This window comes from Nocardioides sp., from assembly GCF_014360585.1.
In the GTDB taxonomy this organism is placed as follows: domain Bacteria; phylum Actinomycetota; class Actinomycetes; order Propionibacteriales; family Nocardioidaceae; genus Nocardioides.
The window spans coordinates 31559-49466 of record NZ_JACIXG010000038.1 but is presented as its reverse complement, the minus strand read 5'-3'; the positions used below and the strand labels follow the sequence as shown (position 1 = coordinate 49466).

At 69.2% G+C, this 17908-nt stretch carries 15 protein-coding genes; 11 read left to right on the top strand and 4 right to left on the bottom strand.

Annotated elements, in window-relative coordinates:
• Positions 1 to 46: 46 nt before the first annotated feature.
• Positions 47 to 1825, bottom strand: coding sequence for a 2-oxoglutarate dehydrogenase, E2 component, dihydrolipoamide succinyltransferase (sucB, locus tag H5T77_RS14195; RefSeq protein ID WP_292650257.1), 1779 nt, complete (start codon positions 1823 to 1825; stop codon positions 47 to 49).
• A 228-nt stretch (positions 1826 to 2053) separates the two neighbouring features.
• Positions 2054 to 3622, bottom strand: coding sequence for a leucyl aminopeptidase (locus H5T77_RS14190; RefSeq protein ID WP_292650255.1), 1569 nt, complete (start codon positions 3620 to 3622; stop codon positions 2054 to 2056).
• A gap of 131 nt (positions 3623 to 3753) precedes the next feature.
• Between H5T77_RS14190 and gcvT the strand changes: the two genes are divergently transcribed.
• The 5 genes from gcvT to H5T77_RS14165 are packed head-to-tail and all read left to right on the top strand — an operon-like array spanning position 3754 to position 7367.
• The gene (gene gcvT, locus H5T77_RS14185; protein WP_292650253.1) at positions 3754 to 4896 is read left to right on the top strand and encodes a glycine cleavage system aminomethyltransferase GcvT; all 1143 of its coding nucleotides are present in this window, start codon (positions 3754 to 3756) and stop codon (positions 4894 to 4896) included.
• Complete coding sequence (locus tag H5T77_RS14180) at positions 4896 to 5153, top strand: hypothetical protein (protein ID WP_292650251.1); 258 nt, start codon at positions 4896 to 4898, stop codon at positions 5151 to 5153. Before gcvT ends, H5T77_RS14180 begins: the two co-directional genes overlap by 1 nt.
• A gap of 30 nt (positions 5154 to 5183) precedes the next feature.
• Positions 5184 to 6062 (top strand): PhzF family phenazine biosynthesis protein, encoded by an 879-nt coding sequence (locus tag H5T77_RS14175; RefSeq protein ID WP_292650249.1) that lies wholly within the window; start codon positions 5184 to 5186, stop codon positions 6060 to 6062.
• 14 nt (positions 6063 to 6076) lie between these two features.
• On the top strand, positions 6077 to 6871 hold the full coding sequence (locus tag H5T77_RS14170; protein ID WP_292650246.1) for a thymidylate synthase: 795 nt from the start codon (positions 6077 to 6079) through the stop codon (positions 6869 to 6871).
• 37 nt (positions 6872 to 6908) lie between these two features.
• On the top strand, positions 6909 to 7367 hold the full coding sequence (locus H5T77_RS14165) for a dihydrofolate reductase (protein WP_292650245.1): 459 nt from the start codon (positions 6909 to 6911) through the stop codon (positions 7365 to 7367).
• A 290-nt stretch (positions 7368 to 7657) separates the two neighbouring features.
• On the opposite strand, the gene H5T77_RS14160 is transcribed toward H5T77_RS14165, so the two are convergent.
• Positions 7658 to 8029: an adenylyltransferase/cytidyltransferase family protein gene (locus H5T77_RS14160; RefSeq protein ID WP_292650243.1), complete on the bottom strand. Its 372-nt coding sequence runs from the start codon at positions 8027 to 8029 to the stop codon at positions 7658 to 7660.
• A 133-nt stretch (positions 8030 to 8162) separates the two neighbouring features.
• Here H5T77_RS14160 and H5T77_RS14155 point away from each other — a divergent pair, with 133 nt between their 5' ends.
• From H5T77_RS14155 to H5T77_RS14140, 4 genes are read left to right on the top strand one after another with little or no spacing between them, the layout of a single operon-like run.
• Entirely contained in the window at positions 8163 to 8792 is a 630-nt protein-coding gene (locus H5T77_RS14155; protein WP_292650242.1) for a hypothetical protein, read from the top strand.
• A 17-nt stretch (positions 8793 to 8809) separates the two neighbouring features.
• Positions 8810 to 9748: an LLM class F420-dependent oxidoreductase gene (locus H5T77_RS14150; protein ID WP_292650240.1), complete on the top strand. Its 939-nt coding sequence runs from the start codon at positions 8810 to 8812 to the stop codon at positions 9746 to 9748.
• Positions 9749 to 9764: 16 nt separating this feature from the next.
• The gene (dapA, locus tag H5T77_RS14145) at positions 9765 to 10652 is read left to right on the top strand and encodes a 4-hydroxy-tetrahydrodipicolinate synthase (protein WP_292650238.1); all 888 of its coding nucleotides are present in this window, start codon (positions 9765 to 9767) and stop codon (positions 10650 to 10652) included.
• Between the two features lie 11 nt (positions 10653 to 10663).
• Complete coding sequence (locus tag H5T77_RS14140; RefSeq protein WP_292650237.1) at positions 10664 to 12349, top strand: ribonuclease J; 1686 nt, start codon at positions 10664 to 10666, stop codon at positions 12347 to 12349.
• Between the two features lie 96 nt (positions 12350 to 12445).
• Here the strand turns inward: H5T77_RS14140 and H5T77_RS14135 are convergent, their stop codons facing one another.
• A complete protein-coding gene (locus H5T77_RS14135) occupies positions 12446 to 13102 on the bottom strand; it encodes a lysoplasmalogenase (protein WP_292650235.1) in 657 nt (218 codons plus the stop codon).
• A gap of 76 nt (positions 13103 to 13178) precedes the next feature.
• Between H5T77_RS14135 and H5T77_RS14130 the strand changes: the two genes are divergently transcribed.
• Together H5T77_RS14130 and H5T77_RS14125 are read left to right on the top strand one after the other, a co-directional pair.
• Positions 13179 to 15848, top strand: a complete 2670-nt coding sequence (locus H5T77_RS14130) for a DNA translocase FtsK (protein ID WP_292650233.1) — start codon at positions 13179 to 13181, stop codon at positions 15846 to 15848.
• Positions 15845 to 17776: a helix-turn-helix domain-containing protein gene (locus tag H5T77_RS14125; protein ID WP_292650232.1), complete on the top strand. Its 1932-nt coding sequence runs from the start codon at positions 15845 to 15847 to the stop codon at positions 17774 to 17776. Before H5T77_RS14130 ends, H5T77_RS14125 begins: the two co-directional genes overlap by 4 nt.
• Positions 17777 to 17908 lie beyond the last annotated feature (132 nt).

Sequence of the window (17908 nt, the reverse complement as noted above, 5' to 3'; positions counted from 1 at the left end):
AGGCGGGGCCGCGCCGCGACGTACGAGCTGCTTATCAGGCCCGGGCTCAGAGCTCGAACTGACCAGCCTCGAGGCGCTTCTTGACGTCCTGCAGGAAGCGGCCGGCGTCGGCACCGTCGACCAGGCGGTGGTCGTAGGTGAGCGCGATGTTGACCATGTAGCGCACCGCGATCGTCTCGCCGAGGTCCGGGTCGTCGATGACGACCGGGCGCTTCACGACCGCACCCGGGCCGAGGATGGCGACCTGCGGCTGGTTGATGATCGGGGTGTCGAAGAGCGCACCGAACGAACCCAGGTTGGTGATCGTGAAGGTGCCGCCGGAGAGCTCGTCCGGGGTGATCTTGTTGTTGCGGGTGCGGTCGGCCACGTCGGCGATCTTCTTCGCGATGCCCGCGATCGACAGGTCGCCGGCGTCCTTGACGACCGGGGTCAGCAGGCCCTTGGCGGTGTCGACGGCGAAGGCGATGTTCTCGCGGTCGTAGTAGGTGACCGTGCCGGCCTCGATGTCGATCCCGGCGTTGAGCTTCGGGTGCACCTTGAGCGCGTCGATCGCGGCCTTGGCGAAGAACGGCAGGTACGTCAGCTTGACGCCCTCACGCTGCTGGAACCCGGCCTTGTTGGCCTCGCGGAGGCGGGCGATGTTGGTGACATCGACCTCCATGACCTGGGTCAGCTGGGCTGCGGTGTGCAGCGACTCGGTCATCCGCTCGGCGATCACCTTGCGCAGGCGCGAGATCTTCTCGGTGGTGCCACGCAGCGGCGACGGGGACGCGGGGGCACCGGCCGATGCGGCCGGAGCGGTCGAGGCCGCCGGAGCCGCGGCTGCCGGCGCAGCGGCGGGAGCCGACTTGGCGGCGGCCGCCTGGAGGATGTCCTCCTTGCGGACCCGGCCACCGACGCCGGAGCCCTGCACGCTGTCGAGGTCGACGTTGTGCTGAGCAGCGAGCTTGCGAACCAGCGGGGTCACGTAGCCACCGGGCTGGATCGCCGGGGAGCTCTCGGTGGTCGGCTTGGCGTGAGCCGGGGCGGGCTTGGCAGCGGCCGGCGCAGGGGTCGGCTCGGGGGCGGGCTCCGGGGTGGGCTCGGCAGCGGGCTCCGGCTCCGGCTCGGGAGTGGGCTCGGGCTCGGGGGTGGGCTCGGGAGCCGGGGCGGCGGGCTTGGGCTCCTCAGCCGGCGCGGCGCCGGCCTCACCGACGAGCGCCAGCGCGGCGCCGACCTCGACGGTCTCGTCCTCGGAGACCTTGATCTCGAGCAGGGTGCCGGCGACCGGCGAGGGGATCTCGGTGTCGACCTTGTCGGTGGAGACCTCGAGGAGCGCTTCGTCGACAGCGACGTCGTCGCCGACCTGCTTGAGCCAGCGGGTGACGGTGCCCTCGGTGACCGACTCACCCAGCGCGGGGAGGGTGACCTCGGTGGCGTTGCCGCCGGCGGGCTTGGCCTCAGCCTTGGGCTCGGCGGGGGTCTCGGGCTCGGCGGGGGTCTCCGGCTCGGCCGGAGCCTCGGGCTCGGCGGCAGGAGCGGACGCCTCGGCGGGCTCCTCCGCAGGCGCATCGGGCTCGGCCGGAGCGTCAGCAGAATCGGCCTCGTCGGCCGCGCCGACGACGGCGAGCAGGCCACCGACCTCGACGGTGTCGTCCTCGGCAGCCTTGATCTCGAGCAGGGTGCCGGCGACCGGCGAGGGGATCTCGGTGTCGACCTTGTCGGTGGAGACCTCCAGCAGGGCCTCATCGACCGCCACGGTGTCGCCGACCTGCTTGAGCCAGCGGGTGACGGTGCCCTCGGTGACGGACTCGCCGAGTGCCGGGAGAGTTACTTCGGTGGCCATGGGTTCCTTCGTTCTACGTCTGTTCGTTGCTCTACTTGTATGTCCGGACACGCGCGCCGCCAGGACCGAGCCCGAGGGCTCGGTGCGGAGACTCTGTGGAAAGGGGGGCGCATCGGTCTGGGCCGACACCTGCCCGACGCACGCATGGTGCCGCCAGAAGGGCGGCCGAGGGCGTCGATCACGGCCCCATCTTGTCACTACCCTTGCAGCGCTGTGTCAACCGGACCACTACTGAGCGGTAGCCATCTCGCGTACGTAGTCCACCAGTGTCGCCACCGCCGCACCCGTGCCTCCGGGAGTGAGATGGCCCGACGCGCCGCCGCTGTTGAAGGACGGTCCGGCGATGTCGAGGTGGGCCCAGGGCAGGCCGCCGGTGAACTCCCGCAGGAACGCGGCGGCGTACAGCCCGCCACCCCAGCGGATCCAGTCGTGCTGGTTGAGGTCGGCCACCTTGGAGGAACGGATCCGCTCGTCCATCCATTCCGGGATGGGCATGGGCCACATCTGCTCGCCGGCCACGTCGGCGGCAGCGAGGACGCGGTCGACGATCTCCTTCGACCCGAGCACGCCGCTGACCCGGTCGCCCAGCGCCATCACCATGTGACCGGTGAGCGTGGCCACGTCGATGATCGCGTCCGGCGAGACCTCGGTCGCCCGCACCAGGGCGTCGGCGAGGATCATCCGACCCTCGGCGTCCATGTTGGAGACCTCGACGGTCTTGCCGCCGTAATGGGTGACCACGTCGCCGGGCCGGTAGGACGAGCCGGAGACCATGTTCTCCGCCATCGGGACGAACGCGGAGATCTTCACCGGGAGGCCGAGGCGGGCGATCGCGAAGGTCGCCTGGGCCACGGCGGCGGCCCCGGCCATGTCCGACTTCATCGTGGACATCGAGTTGCCCGGCTTGATGGTCAGGCCGCCGGAGTCGAAGGTGATGCCCTTGCCGACCAGCGCGATGTGGCCGCGGGCATCGTCGGGGGAGTAGGTCAGCTCGACCAAGCGCGGCATCGCCGCCGATCCCATGCCGACGGCGAGGATGCCGCCGCAGCCGAGATCGGCCAGCTGCTTCTCGTCGTAGACGGTCGTCTCCACGCCCTCGACCAGCCCGGCCACGTGGACGATGGCGTCGGCGAACGCCGGGGGAGTCAGATCGGCGGGCGGGACGTTGACCCATTCGCGGGTGCCGGCGATCGCCTGAGCGACGATCTTCGCCTCCTCGAAGGCGGTGACCGCGTCGCTACGCCGCGCGATCGCGCTCAGGAACGCGACGTCGCTCGGGCCGTTGCCCTCCTGCTTCGACCCGGACTTGTCCGACTTGCCCGCGCCCGACTTCGCTGAGCTCGACTTGTAGGAGGTGTAGGTGTAGCTGCCGAGGAGGTAGCCCTCGGTGACGGCACGGACCAGCTCGGGGGTGTCGGCCGGAAGGGCCACGGCGACGGAGGTCGCGTTGGGCACAGAACGGGCGGCGGCGCCGGCGGCGCGGCGTACGGCATCGGTCGAGTAGCTTCCGTTCTCAACCCCAGAAGTCGAGCGGGGCCCGAGCCCGACCAGCACCAGGAGCTGGGCGCCGATCTCCTCGCCCGCGGGCAGGCGGGTGACCTCGCCGGCCTTGCCACTGACGCCGAGGGTGGCGAGCAGCCCGTGCCACCGGCGACCGTAGGCGGCCTTGACGTCCTCCGCGCCCGCGACCACCTCGACATCCTTCGCGCCCTGGCCGATACCGACGACCACCGCCTCGGCCCGGGTCTTGGCAGGAGAGGCGGTACGCAGCGTGTAGGTGATGTCAGGCAGGGTCACGCATTGCAGTGTAGGAGACCGGCTGCCGATCGCGGCGCGCAGCAGGCGGGATCCTCAGCAGTCTCCGATGTGGGCACGCCGGAAGGGGGCGCGGACCGGGCTGTGTCGCTCAGGTGCGATAAGTTCGCAGTATGGCTGAAGAGACCTCCATGGGGGGCGGGTCGAAGCTGCTCCAGTCCCCTCTGCACAAAAACCACGTCGAGCTCGGCGCGAAGTTCGGTGAGTTCGGCGGCTGGTCGATGCCGCTGGAGTACGCCGGCGTCGTCAAGGAGCACACCGCGGTCCGCGAGGCGGTCGGGGTCTTCGACGTCAGCCACCTGGGCAAGGTCATGATCAGCGGGCCGGGTGCGGCCGAGTTCGTCAACGCCTCGTTCACCAACGACCTCAACCGGATCAAGCCCGGCAAGGCGCAGTACACGCTGTGCTGCGACGAGGAGACCGGCGGCATCGTCGACGACCTGATCGCCTACTACCGCGACGACGAGCACGTCCTGATCGTTCCCAACGCCGCCAACACCCCGGAGGTGGTGCGCCGGCTCGACGCCGCCGCGCCCGAGGGGATCAACCTCGCCGACCACCACCGCGACTACGCGGTGCTCGCCGTGCAGGGGCCGAAGTCAGACGAGCTGCTCGAGGCGGTCGGTCTGCCGGCCGGCCACGAGTACATGTCCTTCGTGGAGGCTGCCGCTCCCGACGTGCTCGGTGACGAGATCGGCGTCGTCGTGTGCCGGTCGGGTTACTCGGGCGAGCGTGGCTACGAGCTGATCGTCGCGAACGAGGCCGCTGGTGCGCTCTGGGACGCGCTGCTGTCCCGGGGCGAGGAGCTCGGCGCGGTGCCGTGCGGCCTCGGCGCCCGCGACACCCTGCGTACGGAGATGGGCTACCCGCTCCACGGCCAGGACATCGCCCTGGACGTCACTCCCAACGAGGCCGGCCTCGGGTGGGCGGTCGGCTGGAAGAAGGAAGCGTTCTGGGGCCGCGACAAGCTCGTCGCCGAGAAGGAGGCCGGCCCGAAGCGCGCCCTGCGCGGCATCGTCGCCGTGGGCCGCGGCATCCCGCGCCCGCACATGTCGGCGTCGCTGACCGCCGACGTCCCGGTCGGCGAGGTCACCTCCGGCACCTTCTCGCCCACGCTGAAGAAGGGCGTCGGCCTGGTGCTCGTCTCGACCACGGTCAACCCGGAGGCCGAGATCGGCATCGACGTCCGCGGCCGCCGCGAGATCTTCCAGCTCACCAAGCCGCCCTTCGTCCCCTCGCACGTGCGGGAGGGCTGATGAGCATCCCTGACGTACCGTCCGTGTTCAAGCAGCCCACCGCTGCCGAGCGACCCTGGTGGTGGCAGCTGGTCGACGCCTCGGGTGCCGAGGTGCCGATCGAAGGCGAGCTCGCCGGCCAGCGCTTCGCCAACCAGAGCGACGCCGAGTCGTGGGTGGGCGAGGTCTGGCAGGAGCTCCTCGACGCGGGTGTGGCCGCGGTGGTGCTGCTCGAGCACGACCGCCAGGTCTACGGCCCGATGAAGCTCTCCGCCTGAGGCTCTGCGGGCCCGGCTAGGCTCACGCGCGTGACTGCCTACGAGTTCAGCCAGGTCGACGTCTTCACCAACGAGCCGCTGCTGGGCAACCCGGTAGCCGTCGTGCACGGGGCCGATGGCCTCACCGACGAGCAGATGGCCGCCTTCGCGCGGTGGACCAACCTCTCCGAGACCACCTTCCTGCTGACGCCCACGGATCCGGCCGCCGACTACCGGCTGCGGATCTTCACGGTCAGCGGTGAGCTGCCCTTCGCGGGGCACCCGACGCTCGGTTCGGCGCACGCCTGGCTGGAGGCGGGTGGGAAGCCCAAAGGGGCGAGCCTGGTGCAGGAGTGCGGTGTCGGGCTGGTCGAGCTTCGCCGCGACGAGCGGATCGCCTTCGCGGCGCCCGACCTGATCCGGGGCGGCGAGGTCGACGAGGAGACGCTGGTAGCCATCGCGAAGGGGTTGCAGATCGCACGGGACGACATCCAAGGTGCGCGGTGGTGCGACAACGGTCCGGGCTGGGTCGGGATCATGCTGGCCGACGCGGAGGCCGTGCTCGCCGTGACGCCCGACCACGCCGCGCTGGGGGATCACAAGGTCGGCCTCGTCGGACGCTACCCCGAGGGCAGCGAGTGCGCGGTCGAGGTCCGGGCCTTCTTCCCGGCCGACGGCGTCGCCTTCGAGGACCCGGTCACCGGCTCGCTCAACGCCGCGCTGGGGCAGTGGCTGGCGGGGTCGCAGCTGCCGGAGACGTACGTCGCCTCGCAGGGGACCATCCTGAAGCGGAGGGGACGGGTGCACGTGGTCTCGACAGGCTCGACGGTCTCGACAGGCTCGACGGTCTCGACAGGCTCGACCACCGGGGAGTCGGTGTGGGTGGGCGGAGACACACTGACCACCATCCGCGGGACGCTCGAGCTCTGACCTAGGCTGGGGCCGTGCAGCCCTACCTCGATCTGTTGACCCGCATCCTCGACGAGGGTGTGGAGAAGTCCGACCGCACCGGGACGGGCACGCTCAGCGTCTTCGGTCATCAGACCCGCTACGACCTGGCCGAGGGCTTTCCGCTGCTGACCACGAAGAAGGTCCACACGCGGTCGGTCTTCGGTGAGCTGCTGTGGTTCCTGCGCGGCGACACCAACGTGCGCTGGCTCCAGGAGCGCGGCATCACGATCTGGGACGAGTGGGCCGACGAGAACGGCGACCTGGGTCCGGTCTACGGCTACCAGTGGCGCTCCTGGCCCACCCCCGACGGCCGTCACGTCGACCAGATCGCCCGGATCATCGACCAGATCAAGCAGGACCCTGACAGCCGCCGCCACATCGTCTCCGCCTGGAACCCGGCCGACATCGACGACATGGCGCTGCCGCCGTGCCACACGCTGTGCCAGTTCTACGTCGCCGACGGCAAGCTGAGCCTGCAGCTCTACCAGCGCTCCGCGGACGTGTTCTTGGGCGTGCCGTTCAACATCGCCTCCTACGCCCTGCTCACTCACATGGTCGCCCACGTGACCGGCCTCGAGCCGGGTGAGTTCGTGCACACCCTCGGCGACGCCCACCTCTACAGCAACCACCTGGACCAGGCCCGTCTCCAGCTCACCCGCGAGCCGCGGCCGCTGCCGACGCTTCGTCTCAACCCGGAGGTCAAGGACATCGACGCCTTCGAGCTCGAGGACATCACGGTGGAGGGCTACGACCCGCACCCCGTCATCAAGGCTCCCATTGCCGTCTGAAGCATTGCCGTCTGAGGCCGGTTCCGGGCGCATCGTCATGGTGGCTGCGGTGGCGGAGAACGGCGTCATCGGCAACGGCCCGGACATCCCGTGGAAGATCCCCGGCGAACAGGCCGAGTTCAAGGCGATCACGATGGGTCACACGCTCGTCATGGGACGCACGACCTTCGAATCCATCGGCCGTCCGCTGCCCGGTCGCACGACCGTCGTCCTGACCCGAGACAAGGCCTGGGCCTACGACGGAGTCCTGGTCGCCCACGACATCGACTCCGCCCTCGCCCTGGCCGCGGGGGAGCAGGGCGACACTGTCGTCGCTGGTGGAGCGCAGGTCTACGAGGCCGCGCTCCCGTTCGCCACCGAGCAGGTCATCACCCGCGTCCATCTCACGCCAGAGGGCGATGTCCTCTACCCGTCCTTCGACGAGACGGAGTGGGTCGAGTCGAGGCGCGAGCCGCACGAAGCATACGACCGCGTCTTCCTCACCCGCGTTGAGTAGGCACCGCAGTTCTCCGATGAGGCCAACCCGCCGCCACGGCTCTACCTGTGCGAAGGCGCCGGGGCACGAAGCCTTTCCGTCCGCTATGACAGAGGGTCCGAGTTTGTGAACGATTCACAAACTCGGACCCTCTGTCATAGCGGAGATTGGCGGATTCATTGCGCAGTCGGACCGGTCACGAGTGATGCGCCGACTGCACGTCAAGCCCGTTGGTCGAGAGCACCCGCGGCTTTAGCGTCGAGCACGCGCCGGATCAGTTCGGTAGTCGAGATCCCCGTTGTTCGCGGGACCTACGCGAGCTTGCCGGCCGCGACGGCGGCGCCGTAGACGGCTTCAGCGCCCTCGGGTGAGAGGTCGTCGCCATGAACGACCGTGGTGATGGCGTGCTCGGCTAGGAAGGCTTCATCGATCCGGAACGGTGCGTCGGCAATGACTTCATCCACGTACCTGCATGCCTCGACCACCGCGACTCGCTCAGCCAGGGTCATGATCGGGGGGCGCTTGTAACCCGCAGCGGTTTCGTCCGACAAGACTCCGACGATCAGGTAGTCGCCATGGGTTCGGGCTTCGCGAAGCAGCTCGACGTGTCCGGCGTGGAACAGGTCGCCGACCATGTCGACGTAGACCCGCGAGGCTTCTGAAGCTGCTATCTGAGCGTCCATGCCGACGCATCATTCACCAGGTGTTGCCAGGCCGCGAGGAGCGAGTTGCGCTAGTTCTGATCCAGTGCATAAGCCACGACTCCCGCGGGCACTTGCGATCTTTACTGTCGGTGCTCACACATAAGTTCGTCCCATGTGGATCTCCACGACAGAAGCAGTGGCCAGGCTTGCGAAGGTGCATCTCCTGGGCGAGAACCAGGCGAAGCGGGTGCTGCGCGCCGGATTGGCAGGCCCGCGCCACCGGGTCGGGTCGGCTTCGTTCTACGACGCCGAGCTCCTCGACGAGCTCCTCGCCCGGCCGCGGTGTCAGGACGAGTCGCTCGACCGCTGGCAGCCGTTCATCGCTCGCGTCGGGCGACAGCGACCCCTTGATCTGAGCGCCGGCTGGGAGGATCAGGCGGCCGTGATGGCGCGCGACTGGCACCTGCCGCTGTTGACCGCTTTCCAGATCGCCTCTCGCAAACCTCTCCCACTGGTGGCGACGCTCGGGGCCTGGACCGTCTTCACCGCCGATCTTCTCGGCCTGGACGGCGCCGACCTCCGGCTGCGACCAGCGGGGGAGTGGTCCGCCGACTTCGAACGCACCTGGCTCCCAATCGAAAACGGGCCGACCTGGACGATCTGGGGCGAGCCGGTGACCACCCCAACCTCCGCCGACCCGCTCAGCGCCCGCTATCAGGAGCAGCTGGACGCAGAGCGCGAGGAGAAGAGGCTCTACTCCACCGCTCGACACCGATCCCTGGCGCGCGAACTCTTTGCCTAACGTCTAGGGTGAGCGGCATGGAGCTGCGCATCTTCACCGAGCCTCAGCAGGGGGCGTCCTACGCCGACATCCTGGCCGTCGCACAGAAGGCCGAGGAGCTCGGGTTCGGGGCGTTCTTCCGCTCCGACCACTACCTGAAGATGGGATCGGTCGACGGGCTCCCCGGACCGAGCGACGCGTGGACGACGCTCGCCGGCCTGGCCCGCGACACGAGCACGATCCGGCTCGGCACGCTGGTCACCTCCGCGACCTTCCGCCTCCCGGGCGTCCTGGCCATCCAGGCCGCCAACGTGGACGACATGTCCGACGGCCGGATCGAGCTCGGCCTGGGGGCGGGCTGGTTCGAGGAGGAGCACCAGGCGTACGGGATCCCGTTCCCCGCACTGGGGGAGAGGTTCGACATGCTCGAGGAGCAGCTCGAGATCATCACCGGGCTGTGGGCGACCGAGCCGGGGGCGACCTTCGACTTCGAGGGCAAGCACTACACCATCAAGAACAGCCCGGGCCTGCCGAAGCCGGTCCAGACCCGCGGCCACGCCGGCTCGATCCCGGTGATCGTGGGCGGTGGCGGGAAGAAGCGTACGCCGACGCTGGCCGCCGCCTTCGCCGACGAGTTCAACGCCGCCTTCGTCTCCGTCGAGGAGTCCCAGGCGCGATTCGAGAACGTCGGGCGCTTCCTCGAGGCCGCCGGACGCGACGATTCGATCATCTACTCAGCGGCCCAGGTGCTCTGCGTCGGTCGCGACGAGGACGAGATCGCCCGTCGTGCGCAGGCGATCGGCCGCGAGCCCGAAGAGCTGCGTGAGAACGGCCTCGCCGGGACTCCGGACGAGGTGGTCGCCAAGGTCAAGCGCTTCGAGGACGCCGGCGCCAGCCGGATCTACCTCCAGGTGCTCGACCTGAGCGATCTCGACCATCTCGGACTCGTAGCCGACGAGGTCCTTCCGCGCGTCTGACGATAGTCTGTATGCCATGACTGATGCTCCGTTCGGCACCGTGCTCGCCGCACTCGTCACGATCTTCAACGACGATGGCTCGGTCGACCTGGAGCAGACCCAGAAAGTCGCCAAGCACCTGGTCGAACACGGCCACGACGGCATCGTGGTCTCCGGCACCACCGGCGAGTCGCCGACCACCACTCCGGCCGAGGACGGCGAGATCCTGGCCGCTGTCAAGGACGCTGTCGGCGACAGTGCCAAGGTCGTGGCCGGCATCGGCACCAACGACACCCGCACCACGGTCGAGCTCGCCAAGCAGGCAGCAAAGCTCGGCGCCGACGGCCTGCTGCTGGTGACGCCCTACTACAACAGGCCCGGCGAGCGCGGCATCCGCGAGCACTTCCGCACCGTCGTCTCCGCGACCGACACCCCGGTCATCCTCTACGACGTCCCCGGCCGCTCCGGGTCCCCGATCACCCTCGACACCTACCGTGAGGCGATCAGCTGGGACACGGTCGTCGCGGTCAAGGAGGCCGCGGGCGACCTGCCGCGCGGCACCCGGCTCCTCGACCTCGGCTACACGATCTACTCCGGTGACGACGCGCTCACCCTCGCCTGGCTGGCGCACGGTGCCGTCGGCGTGATCAGCGTCGCCTCGCACGTGCTCGGCGACCAGACCCGGACGATGATCGATGCCTTCGCGGCGAGCGACATCGAGACCGCCCGCAAGACTTATGCGCGGATGCTCCCCGCGATCGACGCCATCATGGGCGTCCCGAACTACGGAGCTACCACTGCCAAGGCCGCGCTCGAGCTGACCGGCGTGATCGACAACCGTCAAGTGCGAGGGCCCCTGGTGGCGCTCGACGACGACGAGGTCGAGGCGCTGCGAGCCGGGCTGGAGGCCTCTGGCCTTCTCTAGAAGGAATGCCTTTGTCTCACCCACACCCGGAGCTGACCGAACCCGGCAAGCTCCCCAAGGGCGGCCTGCGAGTCACCCCTCTCGGCGGCCTCGGCGAAATCGGCCGCAACATGACCGTCTTCGAGTACGACGGTCGACTGCTCATCGTCGACTGCGGCGTGCTCTTCCCTGAGGAGCACCAGCCAGGCGTCGACCTGATCCTGCCCGACTTCGGTCCGATCCGTGACCGGCTCGGCGACATCGAGGCGCTGGTCCTGACGCACGGTCACGAGGACCACATCGGGGCGACGCCCTACCTCCTCAGGGAGCGGCAGAACATCCCGCTGGTCGGCTCCGAGCTGACCCTGGCCCTGCTGGGCTCCAAGCTGCGCGAGCACCGCCTGCGCGAGACCGTCCAGCACAAGGTGTCCGAGGGCGACACGATCTCCTTCGGGCCGTTCGAGCTCGAGTTCGTGGCGGTCAACCACTCCATCCCGGACGCCTTCGCGGTCGCGATCCGCACCCCGGCGGGCCTCGTCCTGCACACCGGCGACTTCAAGATGGACCAGCTCCCGCTGGACGGCCGGATCACCGACCTGCGGGCGTTCGCGCGTCTGGGGGAGGAAGGCGTCGATCTCTTCCTGGTCGACTCCACCAACGCCGAGATGCCCGGGTTCACGACCGGGGAGAAGAAGATCGCGCCCGCGATCGAGCAGGTCTTCCGCGAGTCGGACCAGCGCATCATCGTGGCCTGCTTCGCCTCCCATGTTCACCGAGTCCAGCAGGTCCTCGACGCCGCCGTCGCGCACGGCCGCAAGGTGGCGTACGTCGGTCGCTCGATGGTCCGCAACATGCAGATCGCTTCCGACCTCGGCTACCTGCACGTGCCCGACGGCGTCATCGTCGATGCCAAGGAGCTCGCCGACCTGCCGCCGGAGAAGGTGGTCATGGTCTCGACCGGCTCGCAGGGCGAGCCGATGTCGGCGCTGTCGCGGATCGCCAACGGCACCCACAACTTCGTGCACATCGAGCCGGGCGACACCGTCCTGCTGGCCAGCAGCCTGATCCCGGGCAACGAGAACTCGATCTACCGGGTGATCAACGGGCTCGCCCGCCTGGGCGCCAACGTGGTCCACAAGGGCAACGCGCTGGTGCACGTCTCCGGCCACGCGAGCGCCGGGGAGCTGCTCTACTGCTACAACATCGTCCGTCCGCGCAACGTGATGCCCGTCCACGGCGAGGTGCGCCACCTGCTCGCCAACGGTGACCTGGCCCGCCAGACCGGGGTCGAGAGCGTCGTCTACGCCGAGGACGGCGTCGTCGTCGACCTCATCGACGGCAAGGCCGAGATCGCGGGCAAGGTCGAGTGCGGCTACGTCTTCGTCGACGGCACCACCGTCGGTGACGTCACCGAGTCCGAGCTCAAGGACCGCCGGATCCTCAGCGAGGAGGGCTTCGTCTCGATCGTCATCGTGGTCGACTCGGTCAAGGGCGTCGTCGCCAGCGGCCCCGAGATCCACGCCCGCGGCCACGTGTGGCCCGACAACGCCTTCGAGCCGGTCAAGCAGCCGATCATCAAGGCGGTCAACCGCGCCATCTCCGAGGGCGCGACCGACACCTACCAGCTGCAGCAGGCCATCCGGCGTACGTTCGGGCGCTGGGTCTCCAGTACCCACCGTCGTCGCCCGATGATCGTCCCGGTCGTCATCGAGGCCTGAGCCTGGTCCTGCGAGCGAAGCTCGCAGGACCAACGCGAAGGGATCGAGCGAGCGCAGCGGGTGAGCTTGCGAACCCGCGAAGCGGGTCGAGATCCACTACTGGATGGCGAGCAGCACGCCAGCCGTGATCAGCGCCTGGCCGACGTGATAGGTCACCATGACCGCCACGTTGGCCAGGCGAGGCGGCTCGTTGCCGTGCTCGGCCAGATTGAGCCCGATCAGGGTGTCGCTGACCACGAAGACCAGCGCACCGGCGGCAATCCACACGCTCCCGGTCAGCCAGCCGAGCACCAGCATGGTGGCGATGACCAGGGAGTACGCGGCCAGCGCCGCCATCATCGGCCGACCGCCCATCAGCCGGGCGCCACGCAGGACGCGGCCCATCGGTATCGCGAGCACCAACGCGACCGCGACACCGGCCCAAGCCCACCCGGGCGCTTCCAGGCCGAGGGCGAGGAAGGCAGCGGCGTACGCCAGGTGGCCGACGAAGAAGAGTGCCACGCCGCCGAGGAAGCGCCGGGGAGACGACCCGATCATCGAGATGTCGCCGAGCATCCCGAAGAAGAGCGCGACGACGATCCACCGGGCCGCCGCCTCGCCGTCGCCAAGGAGCGCCGTCAACACCATCAGCCCCACCATCACCAGGGGTTTGGTCAGGTAGTGGAGACGGCGCCGTCCGGACCACACGCAGGTCCAGTCCGTCACGGCATCGGCGACGGTCAGGAGTGCGACCAGGACGGCGATGCTCTGCATGTCGGCAAACTACACCCATGCAACACACCCCCATGGGGTCCCGGAGCCAGACCACCTGGTCAAATACCCTGTTTGTATGGCGACCCGTACGTCTTCCCCGCCGGGTTCGCGGAGCTCGACCACAGCCAAGAGCACCCGTCCCCGGAGTACGACCACGACAAAGCGAGCAACGGCCACGAGCCGGGCCCGCTCAAAGGCAGCGCCTCAAAAAGGACAGACCAAGCGCCGTCCCGCAGCAAAGACAGCTAACCGGAAGACGAGTCGTACGCCACCGCGTGCCGTACGCAACGGGCCCAGCCCGATCGCAGTCCTCTTCGACGCCATCTTCTCGACCATCGCCAGCCTGTGGCTGGCGATCGCCGGGGGAGTGGCAGCCCTCTTCCGAGTCGGTGGCCAGGCGGCCAGCGACCTCGAGCCGGAGCACCGGCGTGATGGCGCCGGCCTGTTCCTGATCGGCCTCTCCGTCCTCGTCGCCGCCGGCGTCTGGTTCCAGCTCGGCGGTCAGTTCTTCGACGTCGTCCGCATCGCGGTGGCCGGCGTCGTCGGCAAGGTTGGCTGGCTGGTGCCGGTCGGTCTCGTCGTCGCCGGTGTCCGGCTGATGCGCGATCCGGTCGACGCCGCCCCGGTCGGGCGGATCGTGATCGGCTGGTCGGCGTTCCTGATGGCCACGCTCGGCATCATCCAGATCGCCAACGGCAACCCGCAGCCCACCTCCGGCGACAGCAGCGAGCTGCAGTGGGCCGGGGGCGCGATCGGCTACGTCGTGGCCAGCCTGCTCCTCGATGTCCTGCGCTCGACGGCCGTGGTCGTCGTGCTCCTCTCGTTGCTCGTCGTTTTCGGCATCCTGGTCATCACCGGGACGCCGCTCTACCAGGTGCCGAGTCGCCTGGTGGACCTGCGCAACCGTGCGCTCGGTCTGACCCCGGTCGAGGAGCCGGGTGAGAACGGCACCAACATGCGCCGGGTGCGCAAGGGCGGGAAGCTCTTCGCCGACGACGACACCTTCGACCCCGAGGGCTTCGAGCCCTACGAGACGCCGCTCCTCGAGGAGGAGAAGCCGAAGAAGAAGCGCAAGAAGGACGGGCTCGACATCGCGCTGGCGCTGGACGAGGACTCCGACGCCGACACGCAGCCGAACGAAGCGGCACCGAGCGACGCCGCGGGCCTCCTGCCCGCCGTCGGCGAGACCGCCTCGAAGGCCGGCAAGAAGCGCGAGCTGGAGCCGCCGCCCCACACCGAGCTGCCGCAGCGGGTCGAGCAGCTGATGCTCGCCGGAGACGTTGCCTACACGCTCCCGGCCAGCGACCTGCTCAAGCCCGGCTCGCCGCACAAGGCCCGCTCCAAGGCCTCCGACGACATCGTCAGCCGGCTCCAGGCGGTGCTGGAGGAGTTCAACATCGACGCCGCGGTCACGGGCTACACCCGGGGCCCGACGGTCACCCGCTACATCGTCGAGCTCGGTGCCGGCGTGAAGGTCGAGAAGATCACCGGGATCCAGAAGAACATCGCCTACGCGGTGGCCTCCGCCGACGTACGCATCCTGTCGCCGATCCCCGGCAAGTCCGCCGTCGGTGTGGAGATCCCCAACGTCGACAAGGAGATCGTCACCCTCGGCGACGTGCTGCGCTCCAATGCGGCGCGCAACGACCACCACCCGATGATCACCGGTGTCGGCAAGGACGTCGAGGGCGGCTTCGTGGTCGCCAACATGGCGAAGATGCCGCACCTGCTGGTCGCGGGCGCGACCGGTTCGGGTAAGTCGTCCTTCATCAACTCGCTGATCACCTCGATCCTCATGCGAGCCACGCCCGACGAGGTGCGGATGATCATGGTCGACCCCAAGCGGGTCGAGCTCAACTCCTACGAGGGCGTGCCGCACCTGATCACGCCGATCATCACCAACCCGAAGAAGGCCGCCGAGGCACTGGCCTGGGTCGTACGCGAGATGGACATGCGCTACGACGACCTGGCCAACTTCGGCTTCCGTCACGTCGACGACTTCAACAAGGCCGTCCGCGCCGGGAAGGTGCAGCTGCCGCCCGACTCCGAGCGGGTCCTGTCGCCCTATCCCTACCTTCTGGTCATCGTCGACGAGCTCGCCGACCTGATGATGGTCGCCCCGCGCGACGTCGAGGACGCGGTCGTACGCATCACCCAGCTCGCCCGTGCCGCCGGCATCCACCTGGTGCTGGCCACCCAGCGGCCCTCGGTCGACGTCGTCACCGGCCTGATCAAGGCCAACGTGCCCTCGCGGCTCGCCTTCGCGACCTCGTCGCTGGCCGACTCGCGCGTCATCCTCGACCAGCCCGGTGCGGAGAAGCTGGTCGGCCAGGGTGACGGGCTGTTCCTGCCGATGGGCTCGTCCAAGCCGATCCGTGTGCAGGGCTCGTGGGTGACCGAGTCGGAGGTCAACGCGGTCGTCAAGAGCGTCAAGGGCCAGCTGGAACCGTCCTACCGCGAGGACGTGACCGCGCCGGCGGAGTCCAAGCGGGTGCTGGACGACGACATCGGCGACGACATGGACCTGGTCATCCAGGCGATCGAGCTGATCGTCTCGACCCAGTTCGGCTCGACGTCGATGCTGCAGCGCAAGCTCCGCGTCGGGTTCGCCAAGGCCGGCCGTCTCATGGACATCCTCGAGTCGCGCGGGGTGGTCGGTCCCTCCGAGGGCTCCAAGGCGCGCGACGTACTCGTCAAGCCTGACGAGATCGACAGCGTGATCGCAACGATCCAGGGGGAGATGTGAGCGAGAATCCACCGGCGGCCGAGACCGTCGACCCTGCTGAAACAGCCGAGGCAACTGAGCCAGCCGAGACGGCTGCGAGCGGCGAGGCTCCTGAGGCTGATGTCGATGTCGATGTCGACGTCGTCGAGGTACGCCGCAACGGCCGCCTCGCACTGGTCGTGGCGCTCGCCTCCCTCCTGGTCGGCCTGGCCTTCGTGCTGCGCGGCGGCATCGAGGGCTATCTGGTCGGCCTGATCCTGCTCGCCGTCGCGGCCGTGCAGGGCTGGACGGCCTGGGACTCCCGGATGCCGCTGCTGCTCGTGGACGAGCAGGGCGTACGCCTCCGCTTCGGCCAGACCTGGCAGGGCATCCCGTGGTCGAAGATCGAGGCCGTCGAGCACACCCCGCGTCCCGACGGGATCGAGCGGTTCTGGAAGGACGGTCGCATCGGCGTGCTGCTGCACGACGAGGACGAGGTGCTCGATGAGCTCTCCCCGACCGCTCGGCGCCAGGCGATGCTGACCCAGCGTCTCTACGGTCTGCCGTTCTCGATCCCGCTCGGCCTCTCCACCCGTGTCCTCGGCGCCGGCGACGACGTCACCGAGGCCATCGCGATCGTGGCTGCCGACGGCGTCGAGGTCGTCGAGATCGACCCCGCGCTCGAGGCGACGGAACCGGAGACGGATGCCGACGAGACCGCCGAAGAGGCCGGTCACGAGGCCGACGACGACCTCGTCGTGGACGATGGTGACACCGCGGTCCGTCCGCCCCTCTCCGCTCAGGCCGGCGACACCAACCCCCGGCTGCTCCGGGTCTTGGACGAGCCTGATATCAATGCCGCGGACGAGGTGGACGAGGCGGGACAGGACCAGGTGGATCGGGACACACAGGACGAGACGACGCCGAAGACCGACCCCGAGCCCGAGGTGAAGTCCGAGGCGGCGGTGCCGCTGCGTGAGCCCTCGACCGCGGTCCGGGTGGACGTACGCTACGTGCCGCCGGAGCCGCAGGAGGCGGTCGCCATCCACGGCGCGAACGCGCTTCAGCTGGATCCGGCGCAGGTCCCCTCCCGTGCCGATCTCGATGCAGCTGTCGCCGACGACGCGTTCACGATCGAGCCTTACGACGACGACTCCGATCTCGAGGGCGTACGTCCGCTCGCCGAGCTCGACGAGGTCGAGAGAGTCGCGATCGACGGCGCGGACGACGAGCCCACCGAGCTGCTGTCGAACCAGGTCCCCGAGATCGGTGCCGAGATCGCCGCCGCCCGCCGCCGGCTCGCGCTGGACATCGACGGCCTGGCCGAGTGGACCCGGATCCGGCCCCACGTCATCGAGGCGATCGAGGTCGACGACTTCGGCCCCTGCGGTGGCGACTTCTATGCCCGTGGCCACCTGCGCACGCTGGCGCGTGTCCTCGGGATCGAGGTGGCGCCACTGCTGCGCACCTACGACGAGAAGCATGCCTCCGGCCCGGTGAGCGCGCGCGCCGTCTTCGAGGCCGAGCTCGCCCACAGCGCCGCGATCCGCCCGTCGCGGCGGATGCGGGGCGGTCCGTCCTGGTCGGTTCTCGTCGCCGCGGTGATGGCGGTCATCCTGGTCTGGTCGGTCGCCCGCTTGGTCGTGGACGGCACCCAGGGCCAGCCCGAGGCCGGAGCGATCCAGCTCGACGGCTCGGCCGGCACCGACAGCCCCTACGGCAAGTCCTCGCCCGTTCCGGTGACCATCTCCGCTGCCGGCGGCGAGGCCCACGTCGTCGTGCGCGACTCGCGCGGCAAGGTGGTCTTCAGCGGAGACCTCGCCTTCGGCGAGTCCAAGGAGCTCCAGGTCACCCCGCCGCTTCGGGTCCAGACCTCCGACGGCTCTCTCAAGGTCGCCATCGGGGACGGCAAGGCCAACGCGCTCGGCAAGACCGGCGAAGCCGCTCAGCGCACTTACACCGCCGGCTAGCAAGCCCCTGACGTCAAGGACGCCGAGTCGGCACATCCTGACCACATTCCCCGCCGAGTCGGCTCGTCATGACGAACCGACTCTTCGCTGACATCGGTCAGGACGGGCCGACTCGGCCAGGTTGTTAAAGAG

Bases quoted from the DNA above. Each gene is read 5' to 3' on its own strand.
- sucB (WP_292650257.1), bottom strand. From the start codon at position 1,825: ATGGCCACCGAAGTAACTCTCCCGGCACTCGGCGAGTCCGTCACCGAG.
- gcvT (WP_292650253.1), top strand. From the start codon at position 3,754: ATGGCTGAAGAGACCTCCATGGGGGGCGGGTCGAAGCTGCTCCAGTCC.
- H5T77_RS14180 (WP_292650251.1), top strand. From the start codon at position 4,896: ATGAGCATCCCTGACGTACCGTCCGTGTTCAAGCAGCCCACCGCTGCC.
- H5T77_RS14165 (WP_292650245.1), top strand. From the start codon at position 6,909: ATGGTGGCTGCGGTGGCGGAGAACGGCGTCATCGGCAACGGCCCGGAC.
- H5T77_RS14160 (WP_292650243.1), bottom strand. From the start codon at position 8,029: ATGGACGCTCAGATAGCAGCTTCAGAAGCCTCGCGGGTCTACGTCGAC.
- H5T77_RS14155 (WP_292650242.1), top strand. From the start codon at position 8,163: ATGTGGATCTCCACGACAGAAGCAGTGGCCAGGCTTGCGAAGGTGCAT.
- H5T77_RS14150 (WP_292650240.1), top strand. From the start codon at position 8,810: ATGGAGCTGCGCATCTTCACCGAGCCTCAGCAGGGGGCGTCCTACGCC.
- dapA (WP_292650238.1), top strand. From the start codon at position 9,765: ATGACTGATGCTCCGTTCGGCACCGTGCTCGCCGCACTCGTCACGATC.
- H5T77_RS14135 (WP_292650235.1), bottom strand. From the start codon at position 13,102: ATGCAGAGCATCGCCGTCCTGGTCGCACTCCTGACCGTCGCCGATGCC.
- H5T77_RS14130 (WP_292650233.1), top strand. From the start codon at position 13,179: ATGGCGACCCGTACGTCTTCCCCGCCGGGTTCGCGGAGCTCGACCACA.